Raw genomic sequence first — 15440 nt, forward strand, 5'->3', positions numbered from 1 at the left:
GGCGCGGCGGGACGTACTGCTGCGGCGGCACCGGATCACCCCGGCTCCGGTGCGCTCTGGCGCGCTCCGCCGGAGATCAGGAGTTGATCGACGAAGGCCGCGCGCTCCGCACATTGCCGCGCACGTTCGATTGGGCCGGAGCGCGCTTGGTCGAGGCCACCGCGATGTCCACCTCGATCCGAAGGGTGACAGGCATCGTCGACACCTGAGCTCACGCACGCGTGGCGGATGGCCGGTCTCGTTGGACACACCCGCACGCGCGACGCGCCCTCACGCGGCGCCCTCGCGCAGAGCGTCAAGTCGTCCCGGTCACACTCCGACGATATCTTGCGCGCGCCCCGTCATCTCTTGGTCAAGGATGCATTTTTTCGACTAGAATCGAGGGTCCCTTTCCGGGAGTGCTCATGCGCGGCGTGCCCATTGCTGTTGTTATCCTCCTCTCAGCCGCGGTCGCCGCGTGCGATCCGACCGCCCCCCCTTCCGACACGCCGCGCGACCCGGCGGCCCCCCAGCCGCTGTCCGTCGCGGTGGCGCCGGTGATCTCCGCCGTCACCTGGCCCCCTCCCGCCTCGGTCGATCGGAGCGCGCTCGCGGCGCTGCCCACGACGGCGGCGCACGCGGCCAGGACCTCGCAGGTCCCGGTCCTCGTGCCGTCCCGGCGCGCGCTCCTCGCGGCGCCGGTCATCGTGGCCAAGGAGCACTGGACCTCGTTCTGGGCAAGGACGGAGTCGATCACCGTCTCGCTCGCAATGACCCGTCTCGCGCGCAAAGTTCCGGGTATTCCACCGCTCCAAGGGGCCCATTCCGTGCGCGGGGCGCCGGCGTTCATCACGGCGAACGAGGGTATCTGGACCGCGTCCTGGCTCGAGAACGGCGTCTCGTACGCGCTCGACGTCGAGTGCGCGTCGCCCGAGGCGCCGCCCTGCGCCTCGGACGCGCTCCTCCGCGAGCTCGCCTCGGAGCTCGTCTACGTGGGCGGCGTCGGCGCAAAGGCGGCGGGAGACAGGCCATGAGCTCCGCGCCTCGCCTCCGTCGCCCCCGCCCCGCCGCCACCCCGCTCCTCGCGACCGCCGCGCTCGCGCTCCTGCCCACCACGGCCGCGGCCGATCCGTTCTCCTACCACCCGGCCGGCGAGCTCGTCCCCGGCTCGGGCGCGGGGCGCGCCGACGGCGTCGTGTATGCGCCGTCCATGCGCTTTCCCCTCGAGGAGGGCCCGGCGTTCGCGAACTCCCAGGTGTACAGCAAAGGCGGGGGCGCCGGCCCGCGCGGGGGACAGTGCGACGCGGACAACTACGCCTATCCGTGGCGCGACAACTACTGCGAGTCGCGGTCGTGGGACATGCCGCTCTGCCCCTCCGGCGCGGGTCACCAGGGGCAGGACGTCCGGCCGCCCACCTGCGAGGCGGGGAAGTACTGGGTCGTCGCGGTGGCGGACGGCATCATCACGAGCATCGGCGGCTACTCCGTGTACCTGACCGGCGAGGATGGGACTCGCTACGACTACCTGCACATGTCCGATGTCCAGGTCTCGCCGGGACAGGACGTGTCGCGGGGAGAGCGCATCGGCAAGGTATCCAACGTCTTCGGCGGCACGCCGACGACGATTCACCTGCACTTCAACGTGCGGCAGTCCTTGAGCGGCGTCGGCCTCGTGTATGTGCCGCCCTACACCTCGCTCGTGGCCTCGTACCAGGCGCTCCTCAACAAGCCTCCCGAGGGCGCCCTGGAGACCGCGGACTGCGCCGGCATCCGCGGCTGGGCCCGCGACCCGGACGCGGAGGGCGCGCCGGGCAGCGCGCGGCTCTACTTCGACGCCGCGGCGACCGACGCGGGCGCCGAGGGCCACACCGTCCCGGCGGACCGGCGCCGGGACGACCTCTGCGAGCCGCCCGGCCCGTGCGCGCACGGCTTCGAGGCGCCGGTGCCGCTCAGCCTGCTCGGCGGCGATCACGCCGTCCGGGCCTACGGGGTCGACGCGCTGAGCGGCGAGGCGATCGAGCTCCAGGGGAGCCCGAAGGCGCTCGCGTGCCCGCTCGATCTGCCCGACGGCGTGAGGCGGCCGCTCGGCGACCTCGAGGCGCTGGGCGCCTGGGGGTTCTCGCGGTTCTGGGACGTCGCCGGCGCGCCGGACGCGGCGCTCGAGGCGCTCCCCGAGGGCGACGCATTCCCCTCGTCGCCGCTGCTCGTGCGCGGCGACGACGGCGCTGCGTCCCTCTGGCTCGTCGACGGCGTCGAGCGGCGGGCGGTGCCGGACGCGGAGGTCGCCGCCGCATGGCGGCTCGATCCGGACGAGGCCCTCGTGTGGCCGGCCGCGCGGCTCGCCGCGCTGCCGCTCGGCCCGGCGCTGCCGCCGCGCCCGTTCCTGGCGCAGGGCTCCGCGCCGGCGCTCTACGTCATCGACACGCCGCCGCTGCCGGGCGAAGGCGGCGGTCCCGGCGCCGGCGGCTCCGGCGGCTCCGGCGGCGCTGCCGGCACGGGAGGCGCGGCGATCGATGTGCCCCACATGAACGGCGGGAACGGCCGCATCCACGGCGAGCTCCGCTGCGAGTTCGGCGCGGCCGGCGCGGGCGGGGCAGCGGCGGGCCGGCCGCTCGGGCTCTTCGCGGCGGCGGCGGCGCTCGTCGCGGCGCGGCGGCGACGCGCTGCCCGGCGTGTCAGCCCTCGTGGATCTTGATCCCCGGGATGCTCCGGAGCGGGCTCGCGTCGTCGACCCGCGAGCCCTCGAGGTACACGCTCTTCAGGCTCTTGAGATCCCGGATCGGCGACACGTCGCTCACCCGCGTCCGCTTCATCTGGAGCATCTCGAGCTTCTTCAGGCCGGCGAGCGGGCCCAGATCCGTCACCTCGGTCTCATCGATCTGGAGCTCGGTCAGGCTGGTGAGGCCGGCGAGCGGGGAGAGGTCGCTCACGGGCGTGCGGCCGATGTCGAGCCGGTCGAGCTTGACGAGGCCGGCGAGCGGGGAGAGGTCCTTGACCAGGGTGGCCGAGACGCGCAGCGACTCCAGCCGGAGCAGGCCCTTGATCGGGCGGAGATCGTCGATCTTGCCCGGCGGCAGGTAGAGCCCCTTGACGCCCGTGAGCTCGGGGAAGAGGCAGGGATCGAGCTCGTCGAGCCCCTGGGCGTCGGACAGGTTCATGGTCTTGATGTTCTTGAGCTCGGCGCGCTTGATCGGCCCCTCGGGCTTCTGGAGCTGCTGCCGCACCCTGGCCTCGAGCGCCGGATGCGTGAAGGTCACCGGGTCGCTCTTCGTGCACACGACCTCTCTCTTCGGCGGCGCGCTGGCCGCGGCTGCCGGGCTCGCGACGGGCGGCGCGGAGGCAGGCGCCTGAGCGGCGGGAGCGGCCGATGCGGCCGGGGCGGCGGGCTTCTGGGGCTCGTCGCAGCCCAGGAGGGAGACGGCGAGGCCAAGGGAGGCAAGGACCAGAGGACGAATCATCGCGTCGATGATACACGATCGGGATCGAGGCAGGCAGCGCCGAGTAGACCGGGGCGCTCGCTACAGCGGCAGGAGCAGGAGCCCTTGCCGGGCGTCGAGCTGCTCCGAGAACCACTCGCGGTGACGCCGCTCCACCGCGAGCGAGTGCCGGAGGAGGTCGCGCGCACGGTCGGAGAGACCTTCACGGGACGATATCATCCGTTCGTAAGCAGCGCAGCTGTCCTCCTCGTAATGTCTCATCGCCTCCAGGATGGCGCGATCTCCGACCATCCCGTTCGTCAGCGCCTTGCACTTCAGCTTGGGTCGGACGGCGGTCTCCACGGGCGGGTCGCCGAGCTCGTGGGCCAGGGCGGCGAGCGCCTCGAGGTGGCGCTCATGATCGTTCAAGAAGCTCGCGAGTCGGCTCTTGTCGCCTGGGCGGCTCATCCGTGAGAGCGCCGCTCGTAGCGCGTCCACCGCGGACCAATTGAGCTCGATCAGTTCAGTCAAGGACCCGATGAACGCGGCTTCGCCGCCGATCACGGACGCCATGGAATATCGCTCCTCTCGCCCCGGAAGCAGGACCGCCCGCGAAGAGAGAGGTGGGCGGGTGCTTCTCCAGGTCGTCGATGCTCGCAAGCCCGGTGCCGGAGCCCGCCTGTGCAGCGGCTATCCATCGCGGCGCGCGCATCGTCCAGGGATCCCGCGCCTTTCCACGTTTGTCGCCGCCCGCCGTGCCCGCGACGGCCGCTCCGGGGCCAGAACGCCCGGCGGATGCGAAGGCTCAGCCCAGATCGAGGCCACGGTCGCGCCGCGCGAGCCGGGCCAGGACGGAGCCGTGAAACGCCGGGGGCGCACGAGGAGGCGTGCTCACGCCGGGCGAAGCGACGAGGCCCGAGCGCGTCCTGGACATGAGGAGCGCGCCTCTGCCTCGAGGCGCGGAGGCCGCGCCGCCGAGGTCAGGAGCGGGTGAGGAGCTCGGAGGAAGCTCGGAGGAATGGAGAGGGCGGGCAGCGCCAGCGAAGGAGGCGATGCTACTTCTTGCCGAAGAGGCCGCCGAGGGAGCCCGCGAGGCTGCCGACGTCCAGGTTGGCGATGACCGGGGCCGCCGCGCCGAGCGCGGTGTCGACGTGGGCGGCGAGCGGAGCGGGGAGCTTCTCTTTGAGGAAATTGACCACCGTCTCCACGGCCACGCGGGCCTTGTCCTCCGAGATGCCCACCTTCTCCGCGACCTGTCGTACGAGCTCGTCCATGGCCTCGACGCTCATCCTTTCTGCGCGACCCGCGCATCCGGGGGGAGCATCCACGCGCCGATCGGCGCCGGCAAGGGAATTCAGCGCCGCGCGCTCGACGACGTGGCCCCTCGCACCAGCGCCGGCGGGCGGCGACTCACGGCGAAGGCCGCTGTTCGAGCGCTCAGCGAGCGTTGCAGGCGAAGATGTGCTCGATGGCGTCCACGCACATCTGCTCCGCCACCTCCTGGGTGATCCGGGACAGCGCCCGAAACCGCGTGAGCTCGGTCAAGGTCTGGCGAACGTTGACCTCGGCGATCACCTCTCCATCGCCCTCGGCGTCGGCGCTGGAGAAGAGGCGGATCAGGTTGTTTGCGTCCGCCGGCACGCCCCGGAGCAGGACGTGAAGCTCGATGCTGGGGGTCTGTTCGCCCACGTCACGCTCGATCCGGCAGGCATGGCCCGACGAGGCGAGCTCATCGCCGATGGCTTCGAACGCGGGCACGAGGATGTCGGCCAGGATCCGCCGAAAATCCCCATTGAACCGCTCGCGCCGGTCGGGCAGGTCAGACCCGCTCCTGCCCTGGTCCAGCCGACTGCCGTATTTCTTTTGAATGATCGCCAAGCGGACGCGGGCGTGCTCATGGATGGCCATGCTTGTGTCCCTCACCGGGCAGAACAGCGCAGGGTCTGGGGTCGTCCTCGCGGACGACCGGGTGGACGTCAGAGCAGCAGAACCTTGACCTGGCTCGGGACGATGGTCGTACCGTTCGTGTTGATCTGGTTCTGAATGCCCGTGGCGCCGAGCCGCACCGCCGGCTTGTTCTGCACGAGCAGCTTGGGATAGGGGACGAGACGCCGCGAGGGGCCCATGAAGCGACGGGAGACCACGCCGCCGAGGACCCCGGGGGTATCGCCGAAGGAGATGGGAATGGTGGTTTGCAGTGTATGGGCGGGACCGCGCCCCAGAAGGACCTTGCGCGCGAAGGCCGTCCCCATGGATTTGTTGGCCATATTTGGGTACGGGACGGGTCCCGGCAAGCAGACATCCGGGATGCCGAGGTCGAGTCCACCGCCCGAGGTAACTGCAAAGCACATATCCGGTCACCCTACCTGGATCTGGTCGCCATCGATCTTCACGAGGTGCGCCGCGGTGATCTTGGCGTTCTCGCCGTGGAGGGCGACGTTGCCCTTCGCCGCATAGTCGATGCGCTCGGCGCGCACATGGTCGGCCTCTTCCACGATGCGGTACGAGCGCTTCACCCTCTGCAACAGCCGTTCGAGCTGCGAGTCGAGGCTCCGGCCAATCAGCTTGGCCCGGTCGATCTCCCCGCGAGCCATCTTGCTGACGAACGAGAACAGCTCCAGCGCGACGTGCCCCTCCTTGGCCTGGACACGGAAGGTCGACGCGACCATGGAGAGGTCCTTGCCGGAGCGCAGGTGTACCCCGTCCGGCGCTGCGAGGCTCAGCGAGCCGCTCTGCAGCCGAATCTGGAGATCCCCGTCGGAGACGAGGCGTGAGGGCGCGCCTTCCTCCCGCTCGAGGACGGCCAGGATGTAGCGCGCGCCGCTCACGGTGGCGAGGAGCACCAGGTCTCCGGCGGCGGGCTCCAAGAGACAGCTCGTCGCCCGCCTCGCGCGGACCTCGCCCTCCTCGGTCTCGACGATGTACGCGGAGTCATCGACGCGGACCACGGCGCCGTGCTCGCCGTAGGATGCCCGCTCGTAGTGTCTCGCCCTTGCTACGCTCTGCATGGTTTCCTCATGAGTGAGGGGTGCTTTGACCCCCGGCGGGCCTCCCGAGAACGTTGGCCTGCCAGTCTTCTGCTTCTTTGATATCCTGGTCGTCGCCGTGCGCCAGCGCCTTGCTCGGTGGCCAGATCGTGCCCTTGTCGTTCACACGATGCAGCCGCGCGCGCGAGAGCGTCGCACCGGAGAGGTCAGCGAAGGACACGTCGGCGTGGGAGAGGTCTGCATAGCTCAGGTCTGCCCGGCAGAAGCGGGCCCCCGGGCAGCTCGCCCGGTGCCAGACGCTCGCATCGAGCCGCGCGCCCGAGAAGTCCGCGACGTCCGCGCGCGCATCGACGAGGAGCGCCTGGCTCAGGTCGGCCTCGGCGAGGCTCGCGTTCATCAAGGTCGCCTCGACAAAGACGGCCATGCGGGCGGTGGCTCCATCCAATCGAGCCGCGGTCAGGTTGGCGCCCGTGAAGTTGCATTGCGTCAGCGTGGCCCCGGAGAAGTCGCAGCCGTGCAGGTCGGCGTTGGTGAATTGCGTCCTGCTGAGGTCCATCCGACGGAAGTCCTTGGGCCCCAGCCGCACCTCGACAAGGATCGCCTCCACGAAGGTGGCGCCCGTGAGGGTGGCCTGGGACAGGTCCTGACGGAACAGGACGGCCTTGGTCAGGTTGGCCTGCGAGAAGTCCGCGCCTCCGACCTCGGCCTGAAACAGGTTGGCGTCGGTCAGGTTGACACGGACCAGTCGGGCGTTCTTGAGGTTCGCTCGCGAGATGTCGGCCAGCGAGAGGTCAGCTCCGGTCAGATCGGCCGATTCAAGATCCACATCCGATAAGCCCGCTCCCACCAGAGAGGCGCCGGCGAGCACCCCCCCCGCGAGCGTACAGTTCACCGCGCTGCCAAGGTGAAAATCCAGCCCCTTCAGGTTGGCGCCGGTGAGGTCACAGCGGTGAAAGATCGCCTCGCGCACCTTGACGCCCGCGAGGTTGGCGCCCGTGAAGCGGACATCCTCGAAGATCCCGCCGGAGAGGTCGAGACCCGAGAGGTCGCGGCCCGACAGGTCCAGCTCCGAGACGACCTCGCCCTGTTCAATCAGCTCGCGCAGCGCTTCCCTGTCCATGTTGCCTCTAGGCCTGTATCAACCGAAGTCGCTTGAGGTTGGCTCCCGCGAAGCTCGTGTCGCTATCTCCAACCATCCGGTCGGCGCACACACCAAACAGGTTGGCTTTCTCGAAGTTGGCCCCACGGACGCAGGCGTCGTTCATGACGCTCTGCCTCAGGTCGGCGGCGTAGAGGGACGCGCCGGTGAGGTTGGCTCCGGTCAGCATGGCGTCGGCGAGGTTCGCGCGATCCAGGGCCGCCTCGGTCAAGTCAGCCTCGTTGAGCAGCGCGCCGCGCAGGTCGGCGTCAGAGAAGTCGCAGCCGCAAAGGCGCGTCCCCATCAGGTTCGCGCCGGTGAGCGTCGCGCCGCCGAAGTCTGCGCCCGCGAAGGACGAGCCCTTGACGCTCGCGAGGTCCTTCGCCATGACGTTCCGGAAGATGGCGCCGTCGCCCTCGACGGCGATGAAGGTCGCGGAGCTCAGGTCGACCCCCGTGAAGTCGACATCGGTCACGTTCACCTCGTTGAACGTGCACCCCGAGAGCCGCGCGCCCACGAGGCGCGCTCCCGTGAGGTCCACGTTCTGGAAATTGGCCTTCTCCGCGACGACGTGCTCCAGGTTTGTATCGCAGAGATTGGCCTCGGAGAGGTCAGCACCCGAGAGACTGGCGCCGGACAAGTCCGCTCCCCAGAGGTCGGCCTTGGCGAGCACGGACTCGCCGAGATCGACGCCTCCAACGGCCTTCACGTCCCGCAGGCACGCCGAGCCGAGGTTCACCCCATCGAGCTTGGCCTCCGAGAGATCCGCGCCCACCAGGGTTGCGTGCGCCAGGATGGCCCCTGTGAGCGTCGCCCTTCGCAGGTTGCTCCCGGTGAGGAAGGCCGACTCGAGGATGGCCCCCGAGAGGTCGATCCCCTCGAGGTCGAGATGAGAGAGGTCGGCGCCCGTGAGGTCGCACCCCGCAAAGCTCCGCCCCTCCTTGTGACCGGCCTCCACTTCGTGGCGAAGTCGCAGAGCCTCCTCGCTGTCGAGGGGCGCGGACGCCGGCAAGAGGTGCGCGAGCAGCGGCCCCCCTTCGCCCCGATCAGCGAAGAACGAAGACCTCTCGTCCAGTCCCTCCGCAAACGCAACGTCCTCGTCCCCCGTGGGCTCACCGCCCAGGCCCTCGTCCTCTGGCAGGGGGTCGCCGGCTGGCTCCTCGGGCAGGGCGTGGGCGACCTCGGGCGCCTCGTCGGGGAGGCCGTAGGTGCCGTGGAGGTCGGCGTCATCGGCGGCCTGGGTTTCGTCCTCGAACGCTCGCCAATCCACCGTCGACACGAGCTCTTCGGTCTTCTCTGGCGTGACGCCCTCGCGCTCCAGCGCCTGCCGCAAGCGCTCGCGGATCTGCGACACCGCGACGTCGCTCGGAGGCTCGGCGGCGCTCTGACGCGCTTTCGCGAACAACGCATCGACGTCGACCCCGTGCACCTTCAACCCAGTGCGGGTCTTGCTATCGACCAAGCTGACCAGGGCCTCCTCGGATTCATCGAGGGGCGCCAGGTCGTCGGAGGGGCCCTCTTGCGCGAAATGCGCCTCCGGATCGATGCCATGGTCCCGCAGGTGCTTCCTGGCCCGTTCCACGAGCGCATCGCGCTCTCGAAGCGCCTCGCCGTCCTCGTCGTCGTCTGCCGCGACGGGGGTTGTCGTCGGGGCCGTGGACGCGATCGGCTCCGCGTCCTCCTCGTGATTTACCCCGGCGTCCGCCTCGGACCACGCGAGGCTCTCGTCTTCCTCCGTGTCCTCCGGCAAGTCCATGGCCGGCTCCGCCTCGTCCTCGCCGGCTGCGGCGGCGAGGTGCTCGGGGTCGATCCCCATCTCGGCGAGCTCGGCCTCCATCGCCTGGACGTCGGGGTCCTCCTCTGCTCCGGCCGGGTGGACACCGGTGGCGACGACACCGGCCCGAGCCGCGGCCGCGCCCTTGACGGATCGAGCCGGAGTACCTCCCAGGAACCCCTCCCGCCTCAGCCTTGACGCGAGCCCGGAGAGCTTGTCATCGGGCAGCGGCGGCGCCTCCGGATCCTCGGGCTCCGGCATGAGCATGTCGTCTTCGTCATCCGGGAGGGCGTTGTTCGGGGGGCCAAGCCGGGGGGTCAGGTAGTCATGGTAATACGCGACCGGCCTGGGGGCGCCCATGGCTTCGCAGGCGACCAGCACGGCCACCACGTCCTTCGCGTCGTCCGAGGTGATCTCGATGCCGCCGCGAAAGAGGACGACTCCCCGCTCGCGGTGCGGGAACAGGCGCACCGTGTCGAGCTTCATGGCAAGCTCGCGGATCGCCACGCCGTCGCGCGTCTTGAGGCAGACGAAGCATCGGCTCGCGACCCCGGGGAGCGCGCCTTCAATCCGAGGCTTGTCGGGGTGCATGTTCTCGACCAAGAAGGTCTCGTCGCCCCGGAAGAACCCGTCGATCTGCTGGTCGTCCGGGGCCATGTTGAACAGCGTCGGGTCCAGATCCCGCGCAAAACCGGGGAAGCACTCGTCGAGCCACGCTTTGTCGTGGGTGCCGATCTTGGAGAACCTCTGGGGCCAGGTCAGGTCATAGCCGTCGAGACCGGCGGGCGTCGGGCAGTCGTTGCGCGCGTGGATCAGGTGCCTGGGCGACTCGATGTTGGGGAGCGGTGCGCTCTTGTCGCCGTGGCCCTTGCCCAGCGGGTTCCTGGCGAAATCCTTTCCGCCGAAGGCATTTCGCCAGGTGACGGGCATCTCGGTAAAAGGCGTCGGATCCGACATGCCCAGCAGACCCCACGTCCGGTCGCCGATCACGTAGAGGCTCTTGTTGATGGGCCCGAGCTGGACGCGGACCGAGCTCGCGGGGCGAGCGATGCGGCCCGGCGGATAGCAGCGGCCCGTGACGAGGAGCTCGCCCCGGGTCTTGGGATTGAACTCGTCGAGGAGGCCATCTTCGCCGAGCTCCTCCGCGGCCATGGTCCAGACCGTCGGCTCATAGAGCAGCCCGGCCGGCCGATCATAGGAGAAGCCGACGAAGGTGGTGACCAGCAGGTGCGGGGTGCGCTGGTTCATGAAGACCCTCGGCAGCACCCCGAGACGCATGGGTTTGACGATTTTCATCCGGCGGAATCCAGGGTAGCGGGCTCGATGGGATCGTACGGCTCAGCGCTGGACGCGAGCCTGCTCCACACGCAGCAGGCGGATCACTTCAGGATGTGCAGATCCGCGTTCGAGAGGCCGAGGCGGGTCTTGATCAGATGGATCTCGGACGAAGCTTTGTAGCCCTTCGTCGCGATCTCCGCCGCGTTCAATTTCTTTATTTCCAAGGGGGCGCGCTTGAATGCCAGCCCCTTGATGTTCTCGTATTTTGTTCCGTGGATGATCTCGACGCGCGATCCGATCTTGGTCGTGTAAAGCCCCGTCACGACGGCTTCGGCGGGGCCCCTGACAGTCTTCTGGCTCGGCCCGACGATCGTGGACTTTCTTGGACCAATGACCTTGGTGGTGCTGCTACCTCTGATCGTTGTCTCGCTCGCCCCTACGACAGTGGTCTTTCGCCCTGCGTAATAGTTGTTGGTGGCGGGGCCGCGGATGTCCGTCTTTCGCGCACCTGTAACGTCGGTCTCGCTACGTCCGTTGATCGTCGTTTTGTTCAGTACGTTGACCGTCGTCTCTCGACCGGCGACGAAGGTGCTCTCGTCACGGCCCGTGATACGGGTGGTGCGCCTCCCGAGGATATTCAACACGCTGCTGCCCATGATCCGTACGTCGCGATCGGCCAGGAGCAAGGCCTCGTCGTCACCCTTGATCCTCGTGGTCCGCTTGCCCTTGATGAAGGTGTCTCGGTTCCCATGGACGGTCGTCTTTTCAGAGCCGAAGATGCTCGTCCTGCGATAGCCCAAGATCACGTTCTGCGAGTATCCGGCGATGAAGCTCCCCGAGTATCCCCCGGTGACGCTCAAGCGGAAGCCGCCCACCACGTTCTCGGAGATGCCCACGGTGAGCGCCGTTCGGTTGCCACACACGACGTTCTCGGAGGAGCCTCCGATGAACGTGAAAGCGTGGCCCTCCGTCTTGACTTCATACGTCGCGCCGGCGTTGGGCGCCCCCATCCGGAGGTAGGTGTTCGAATGGGGCGTCGACAGCGTGATCCGCTCTTGCCCGGCCTGGTCTTCCAGCTCGAGCCGGTTTCGCCCGCCCGTCTGGATCACGTTCCGCGTGCTGTTTCCCGCCGTGACCGGGCTCGGCGTCAGCGCGTTGGGCGCGACCCCGACGATGGACGGTCGGTCGGGGTCGCCTCCCGCAAAGGCGCACATGACCTCGACGCCGGCTCGCAGCGGGAAGTGAAAGCCCTCGATGCCACCGCCATGGGGCTGAAGCATCCGGACCCAGGTCGACGCCTTCCCCCCGCTCAGGTCGCTCTCGTCGAAGTTGAACTTGACCCGGTAGCGACCATGGCTGTCGATCTGGGCGTAGTCGCTGACGGCCGCGCCATCGATGATGGCTGTCTCGGTGCCGTAGATCCGCGGCCACTCGGTGACCTGCGGCGCGCGGAACTGCGCCGTCGCGGCGATGGCCTTGGCCTCGATACGATAAATTTCCGCCCACGGCGCGAGCTCCCGGAGCTCGGGCGCGCCTGGGGACTGGTTGGACCAGTGCTCGACCTCGGTGGTCAGATACTCTGTGTTGAACGCGGCCCGCGGATGGTCCTCGACCTCGAAGGTGAACCCAGGAATCAGCGTCGCCGCCCCGCCCGTCGCCTGGTAGACGACGCCGGCCGCGGACAGGCTCTCGGCCTTGATCCGCGCCAGCCGCTCCCCTTCGCCCGCTGAGAAGAACCGCGCACCGTACAGGCTGACCTCGCCGATGCCATTGGCGCTGACGGACGCCTGCCCGGCGACCGCCACGGCCGGATTGGCGTAGTCATAGTCCTTGAGGCGGACCGTGCCGGGCATGACGCCATGCCGGCAGGTGAAGGCGTGGATGGTGTTCTTCGCCGTGTTGGCGCCGCCGCTTTGCGGGTAATAGCGAACGGGCTTGTCGCCATGGGGCTGATGGGCCGAGCGCTCGTCGACCAGCACCAGCGTCTCGCCGCCCTCCCCGTGCTCGAAGTGATAGTAGATGCCTTCGCGCTCCATCCACCGGGCGATGAAGGCATAGTCACTCTCGCGGTACTGGCAGACATGCTCCTCGGCGCCGTAGGCGCCCCGGAGCTGGAAGGCGCAGTCCGTGACGCCGCCCTTTTGAAGGACGTCTTGAATGATCGCCGGGATGGTCTTCTGGCTGAAGACACGGCTGTGAAGCGACATGGTGAGCAACGCGAGCCGCGGAACCATGATGGCCCGGAAGACGCTCCGACCGGCAAAGTCGTTGATAAGCTCGATGCTGCCTAGGACGCCACTTCGAAGGAAGCGCTCGCCGCCGTCGCTCCGCTCCAGGGAGAGGGTCACCGGCTGCCCCACGGCCGCGGCCATATCAAAATCATGGCCGGCGTCGTTCGTCATCATCAGGTAGAGCTCGAAGCGGTAGAGCTTCGAGATACCCTCGGTGCCATGAAAAGCTGCGATCTGGGTGGAAGAGGGCAGGACGCTCGAGTGGACGACGAACTTGTCGGGCATAAGGAGCCTTGTGGTGGAGAGCCGTCGCAGGAAGAAAGGACACGCGCCATGTAGCGTAGACGGAGATTGTGACGATCGTGTGTCGGGACGCCTGCTTGTTGCTGTCGTCCAGCGAGGCGCTGGTCACCAGGCGGAGATTTCCGTGGGGTCCGCTCGTGATGCGGCGGAAGTCCGCGTGTTCGTCGGCGCGTTCGTCGGCGCGTTCGTCGGCGACGTGGCCGGGTCGACGGCGGCGTGGAGGAAGGACCAGGGGCTCAGAGCGCCTCTCAGGGGCAGCTCGGTCGCCACGCGTCGTCGGCGAAGTACCTGGCGATGAGATCGTGGAGCGGACGATCGTACTCGCGCAGCTCCACGCGGGTGTTGATCTCGTTGTGGATCCCGTTCCCCGGGATCGATTCGATGTTGGTGTCGAACCAGTCCTGGACCCCCTCGGCCCAGTATTCGTCCTTGTTCGTCGCGGCGTAGGTGTCCGCCCATTTTCCAGCCTGGAGCGCGCCCTCGAACACATCCGCGAGCTCCTGGTCGAAGGTCGGCTCGGCGAAGGCGATGCCCATGATCGCGATGGCGTGCGAGAACTCGTGCACAAGAATGTCCTCGCCCGTGTACCGATCGCTCGGATAACACAGGACGTTCTCCTCGGCGCAGGAGCTCGCCGGACGGGCGGGGGTCGCGCCGAGGCCGCGGGCCCGTGTGTCCCAGTCCGTTCCCGGGAACGCCTCGTCAAGATCGCTGTGCTCGGGGATGTCGGTCGTCACCTCCGTCTCCGCCATCACCGCGACGCGTGTGTGGTTCGCGATCATCGCCTGACGCACGTCGTCGCGCAGGCCGAGCATGCGGACGACGACCGAGCACGCGCGCAGCAGCGCCGCGTCCGGCGGCACCTCGGAGCTGACGACGGGAATTCCCGAGGCGTCGATGTACTTCTTGTAGAAAGGGTCGAGCCCCAGCTCGGCCGGCACCTCCGAGACGCTCGCGCACGCGCCCTCGGGTGCTCCTCCGCCTCCCCCGGTCCCGGCGCCTGTCGCGGTGCTGGAGCTCGCGCCCTCCGCCGCGCTCGAGCTGGTCTCCGCGGCGCCACCGGCGCCGCCGCTGCCGACTGGACCTGTGCCACCGCCGCCGGCGCCGGGGTCGGGCGGCGACTCCGAACAGGCGGCCAGGGCACACGCGAGGACCGCTGCAAATACGCATCTTTCACGCATGCTCGCGATCCTACATGAGCTCATGCCAGCGTCCAGGTTGCGCGAGGCGCTGCAGAACGGCTGCTGCCCGCATCCCGCGCACGGGGACGAGCCAGACTCCGCCCTGACCGGGGCCGACAGGCGTGCACGCATATGTATGATGGCACACAAATTGCTTCAAGGGTTCTGACAGAGGAATTGGATAGCACGATCCGATCTGCCGCGATTACGTCTGTATGCTGGACAACGTGTGCTGTGCAGGAGTAGTCTCGCGCTGCCGCTGGCGCCGAGCGTGGGCGCGGAGATCGGTACCGGAGTCGTGTTGCCGGCATGCCGGCAGCGCCTCGCAGGAAGCGAGCCCTCGCGTCGAGGAAGTACGAACATCCAGCATGCCGATTCCCGAGCCTGTCTGGGCGCATAGGCCCGCATAGGTAGAGGTCACGATCCTGGGGCTCGTGGAATGGGGAGATCTCTCCTGGTTCCAGCGACGAACTGCGCAGGTTGAGGCGGTCCCGATGCGATGACCACGCGCGTCCTCGCGTCGGGCAGTCGCATGTCACGTAAGAAATGCACTGGAGGAGGTCTTCGTGAAGAAATCGTGTGTGATGGTCGGAACACTGTTGCTGGCGAGCTTGGGTGCATCGAGCTGCGTGGCGGACAGCGTCGATGGCGCGGGGGAAGAGGACGCCCTCGGCGAGGCAGCCCAGGCGCTGACCGCCGACCCGGAGGTTCGTAACTTCGGAACGGTCTCGGGGCAGTCGACGGTCTGGAGCTCGGTCGTCGTCGATAGCCAGGGGGCGAGCCTGTCGGGCTGCCAGTGCAGCATGTCGAGCCAGTATTTCGGCTTCTCGAACTGCCCGACCTCCTTCCAGGGCACGCGGACCGTCAACGTGAGCTTCGCGCCGCCTTCGACGCCGGGGGCGTATATCGGGACGCTCAGCATCATGTGCAGCGGCTCGGTCTCCGGATCCAGCTACGTGAAGGCCGTGGTCCCCATCGGCGCCAACCACAACGGCACGCTCCTCCGGGTCGGTGGCGCGAAGAAGGCCGGGGGCAAGGCCGGGCGGCGGGCACGGACAGCAGCGGGCGCTGCGCCCTCGAGCCGCCGCCCGCGGTGACCCGCGGCGCGTGACGCGCGTGACGCCGCTGACGGGAGCCAGCGCCGCGCCTGAAG

General features: G+C 68.7%; 13 protein-coding genes. 3 read left to right on the forward strand and 10 right to left on the reverse strand.

Going from position 1 to position 15440, the window contains the following annotated elements; genetic code table 11:
* Positions 1 to 404 precede the first annotated feature (404 nt).
* Positions 405 to 1013, forward strand: coding sequence for a hypothetical protein (locus WME75_RS34385; protein WP_437479746.1), 609 nt, complete (start codon positions 405 to 407; stop codon positions 1011 to 1013).
* On the forward strand, positions 1010 to 2674 hold the full coding sequence (locus WME75_RS34390; RefSeq protein ID WP_437479749.1) for a M23 family metallopeptidase: 1665 nt from the start codon (positions 1010 to 1012) through the stop codon (positions 2672 to 2674). Before WME75_RS34385 ends, WME75_RS34390 begins: the two co-directional genes overlap by 4 nt.
* Here the strand turns inward: WME75_RS34390 and WME75_RS34395 are convergent.
* The 10 genes from WME75_RS34395 to WME75_RS34440 form a co-directional block, all read right to left on the reverse strand.
* Positions 2655 to 3437: a leucine-rich repeat domain-containing protein gene (locus WME75_RS34395; RefSeq protein WP_437479751.1), complete on the reverse strand. Its 783-nt coding sequence runs from the start codon at positions 3435 to 3437 to the stop codon at positions 2655 to 2657. The two genes, WME75_RS34390 and WME75_RS34395, sit on opposite strands and share 20 nt — an antisense overlap.
* A gap of 60 nt (positions 3438 to 3497) precedes the next feature.
* Positions 3498 to 3968, reverse strand: coding sequence for a ferritin-like domain-containing protein (locus WME75_RS34400; RefSeq protein WP_437479754.1), 471 nt, complete (start codon positions 3966 to 3968; stop codon positions 3498 to 3500).
* Between the two features lie 482 nt (positions 3969 to 4450).
* On the reverse strand, positions 4451 to 4669 hold the full coding sequence (locus WME75_RS34405) for a hypothetical protein (RefSeq protein ID WP_437479757.1): 219 nt from the start codon (positions 4667 to 4669) through the stop codon (positions 4451 to 4453).
* A 163-nt stretch (positions 4670 to 4832) separates the two neighbouring features.
* The gene (locus WME75_RS34410) at positions 4833 to 5303 is read right to left on the reverse strand and encodes a hypothetical protein (protein ID WP_437479760.1); all 471 of its coding nucleotides are present in this window, start codon (positions 5301 to 5303) and stop codon (positions 4833 to 4835) included.
* Positions 5304 to 5371: 68 nt separating this feature from the next.
* Positions 5372 to 5746 carry a DUF4150 domain-containing protein gene (locus WME75_RS34415; RefSeq protein ID WP_437479764.1) on the reverse strand — a complete coding sequence of 125 codons (375 nt, stop codon included), beginning with the start codon at positions 5744 to 5746 and terminating at the stop codon, positions 5372 to 5374.
* 6 nt (positions 5747 to 5752) lie between these two features.
* Positions 5753 to 6403, reverse strand: coding sequence for a DUF3540 domain-containing protein (locus tag WME75_RS34420; RefSeq protein ID WP_437479767.1), 651 nt, complete (start codon positions 6401 to 6403; stop codon positions 5753 to 5755).
* Positions 6404 to 6410: 7 nt separating this feature from the next.
* On the reverse strand, positions 6411 to 7502 hold the full coding sequence (locus WME75_RS34425) for a pentapeptide repeat-containing protein (RefSeq protein ID WP_437479770.1): 1092 nt from the start codon (positions 7500 to 7502) through the stop codon (positions 6411 to 6413).
* 7 nt (positions 7503 to 7509) lie between these two features.
* A complete protein-coding gene (locus WME75_RS34430; RefSeq protein ID WP_437479773.1) occupies positions 7510 to 10590 on the reverse strand; it encodes a DUF2169 family type VI secretion system accessory protein in 3081 nt (1026 codons plus the stop codon).
* A gap of 83 nt (positions 10591 to 10673) precedes the next feature.
* On the reverse strand, positions 10674 to 13088 hold the full coding sequence (locus WME75_RS34435; RefSeq protein WP_437479776.1) for a type VI secretion system Vgr family protein: 2415 nt from the start codon (positions 13086 to 13088) through the stop codon (positions 10674 to 10676).
* 266 nt (positions 13089 to 13354) lie between these two features.
* Positions 13355 to 14287, reverse strand: coding sequence for a hypothetical protein (locus WME75_RS34440; RefSeq protein WP_437479779.1), 933 nt, complete (start codon positions 14285 to 14287; stop codon positions 13355 to 13357).
* Positions 14288 to 14853: 566 nt separating this feature from the next.
* Here WME75_RS34440 and WME75_RS34445 point away from each other — a divergent pair.
* The gene (locus WME75_RS34445) at positions 14854 to 15384 is read left to right on the forward strand and encodes a hypothetical protein (RefSeq protein ID WP_437479782.1); all 531 of its coding nucleotides are present in this window, start codon (positions 14854 to 14856) and stop codon (positions 15382 to 15384) included.
* The last annotated feature ends 56 nt before the right edge of the window (positions 15385 to 15440 follow it).

Origin of the sequence: Sorangium sp. So ce1014 (assembly GCF_051521505.1) — a bacterium.
GTDB lineage: Bacteria > Myxococcota_A > Polyangia > Polyangiales > Polyangiaceae > Sorangium.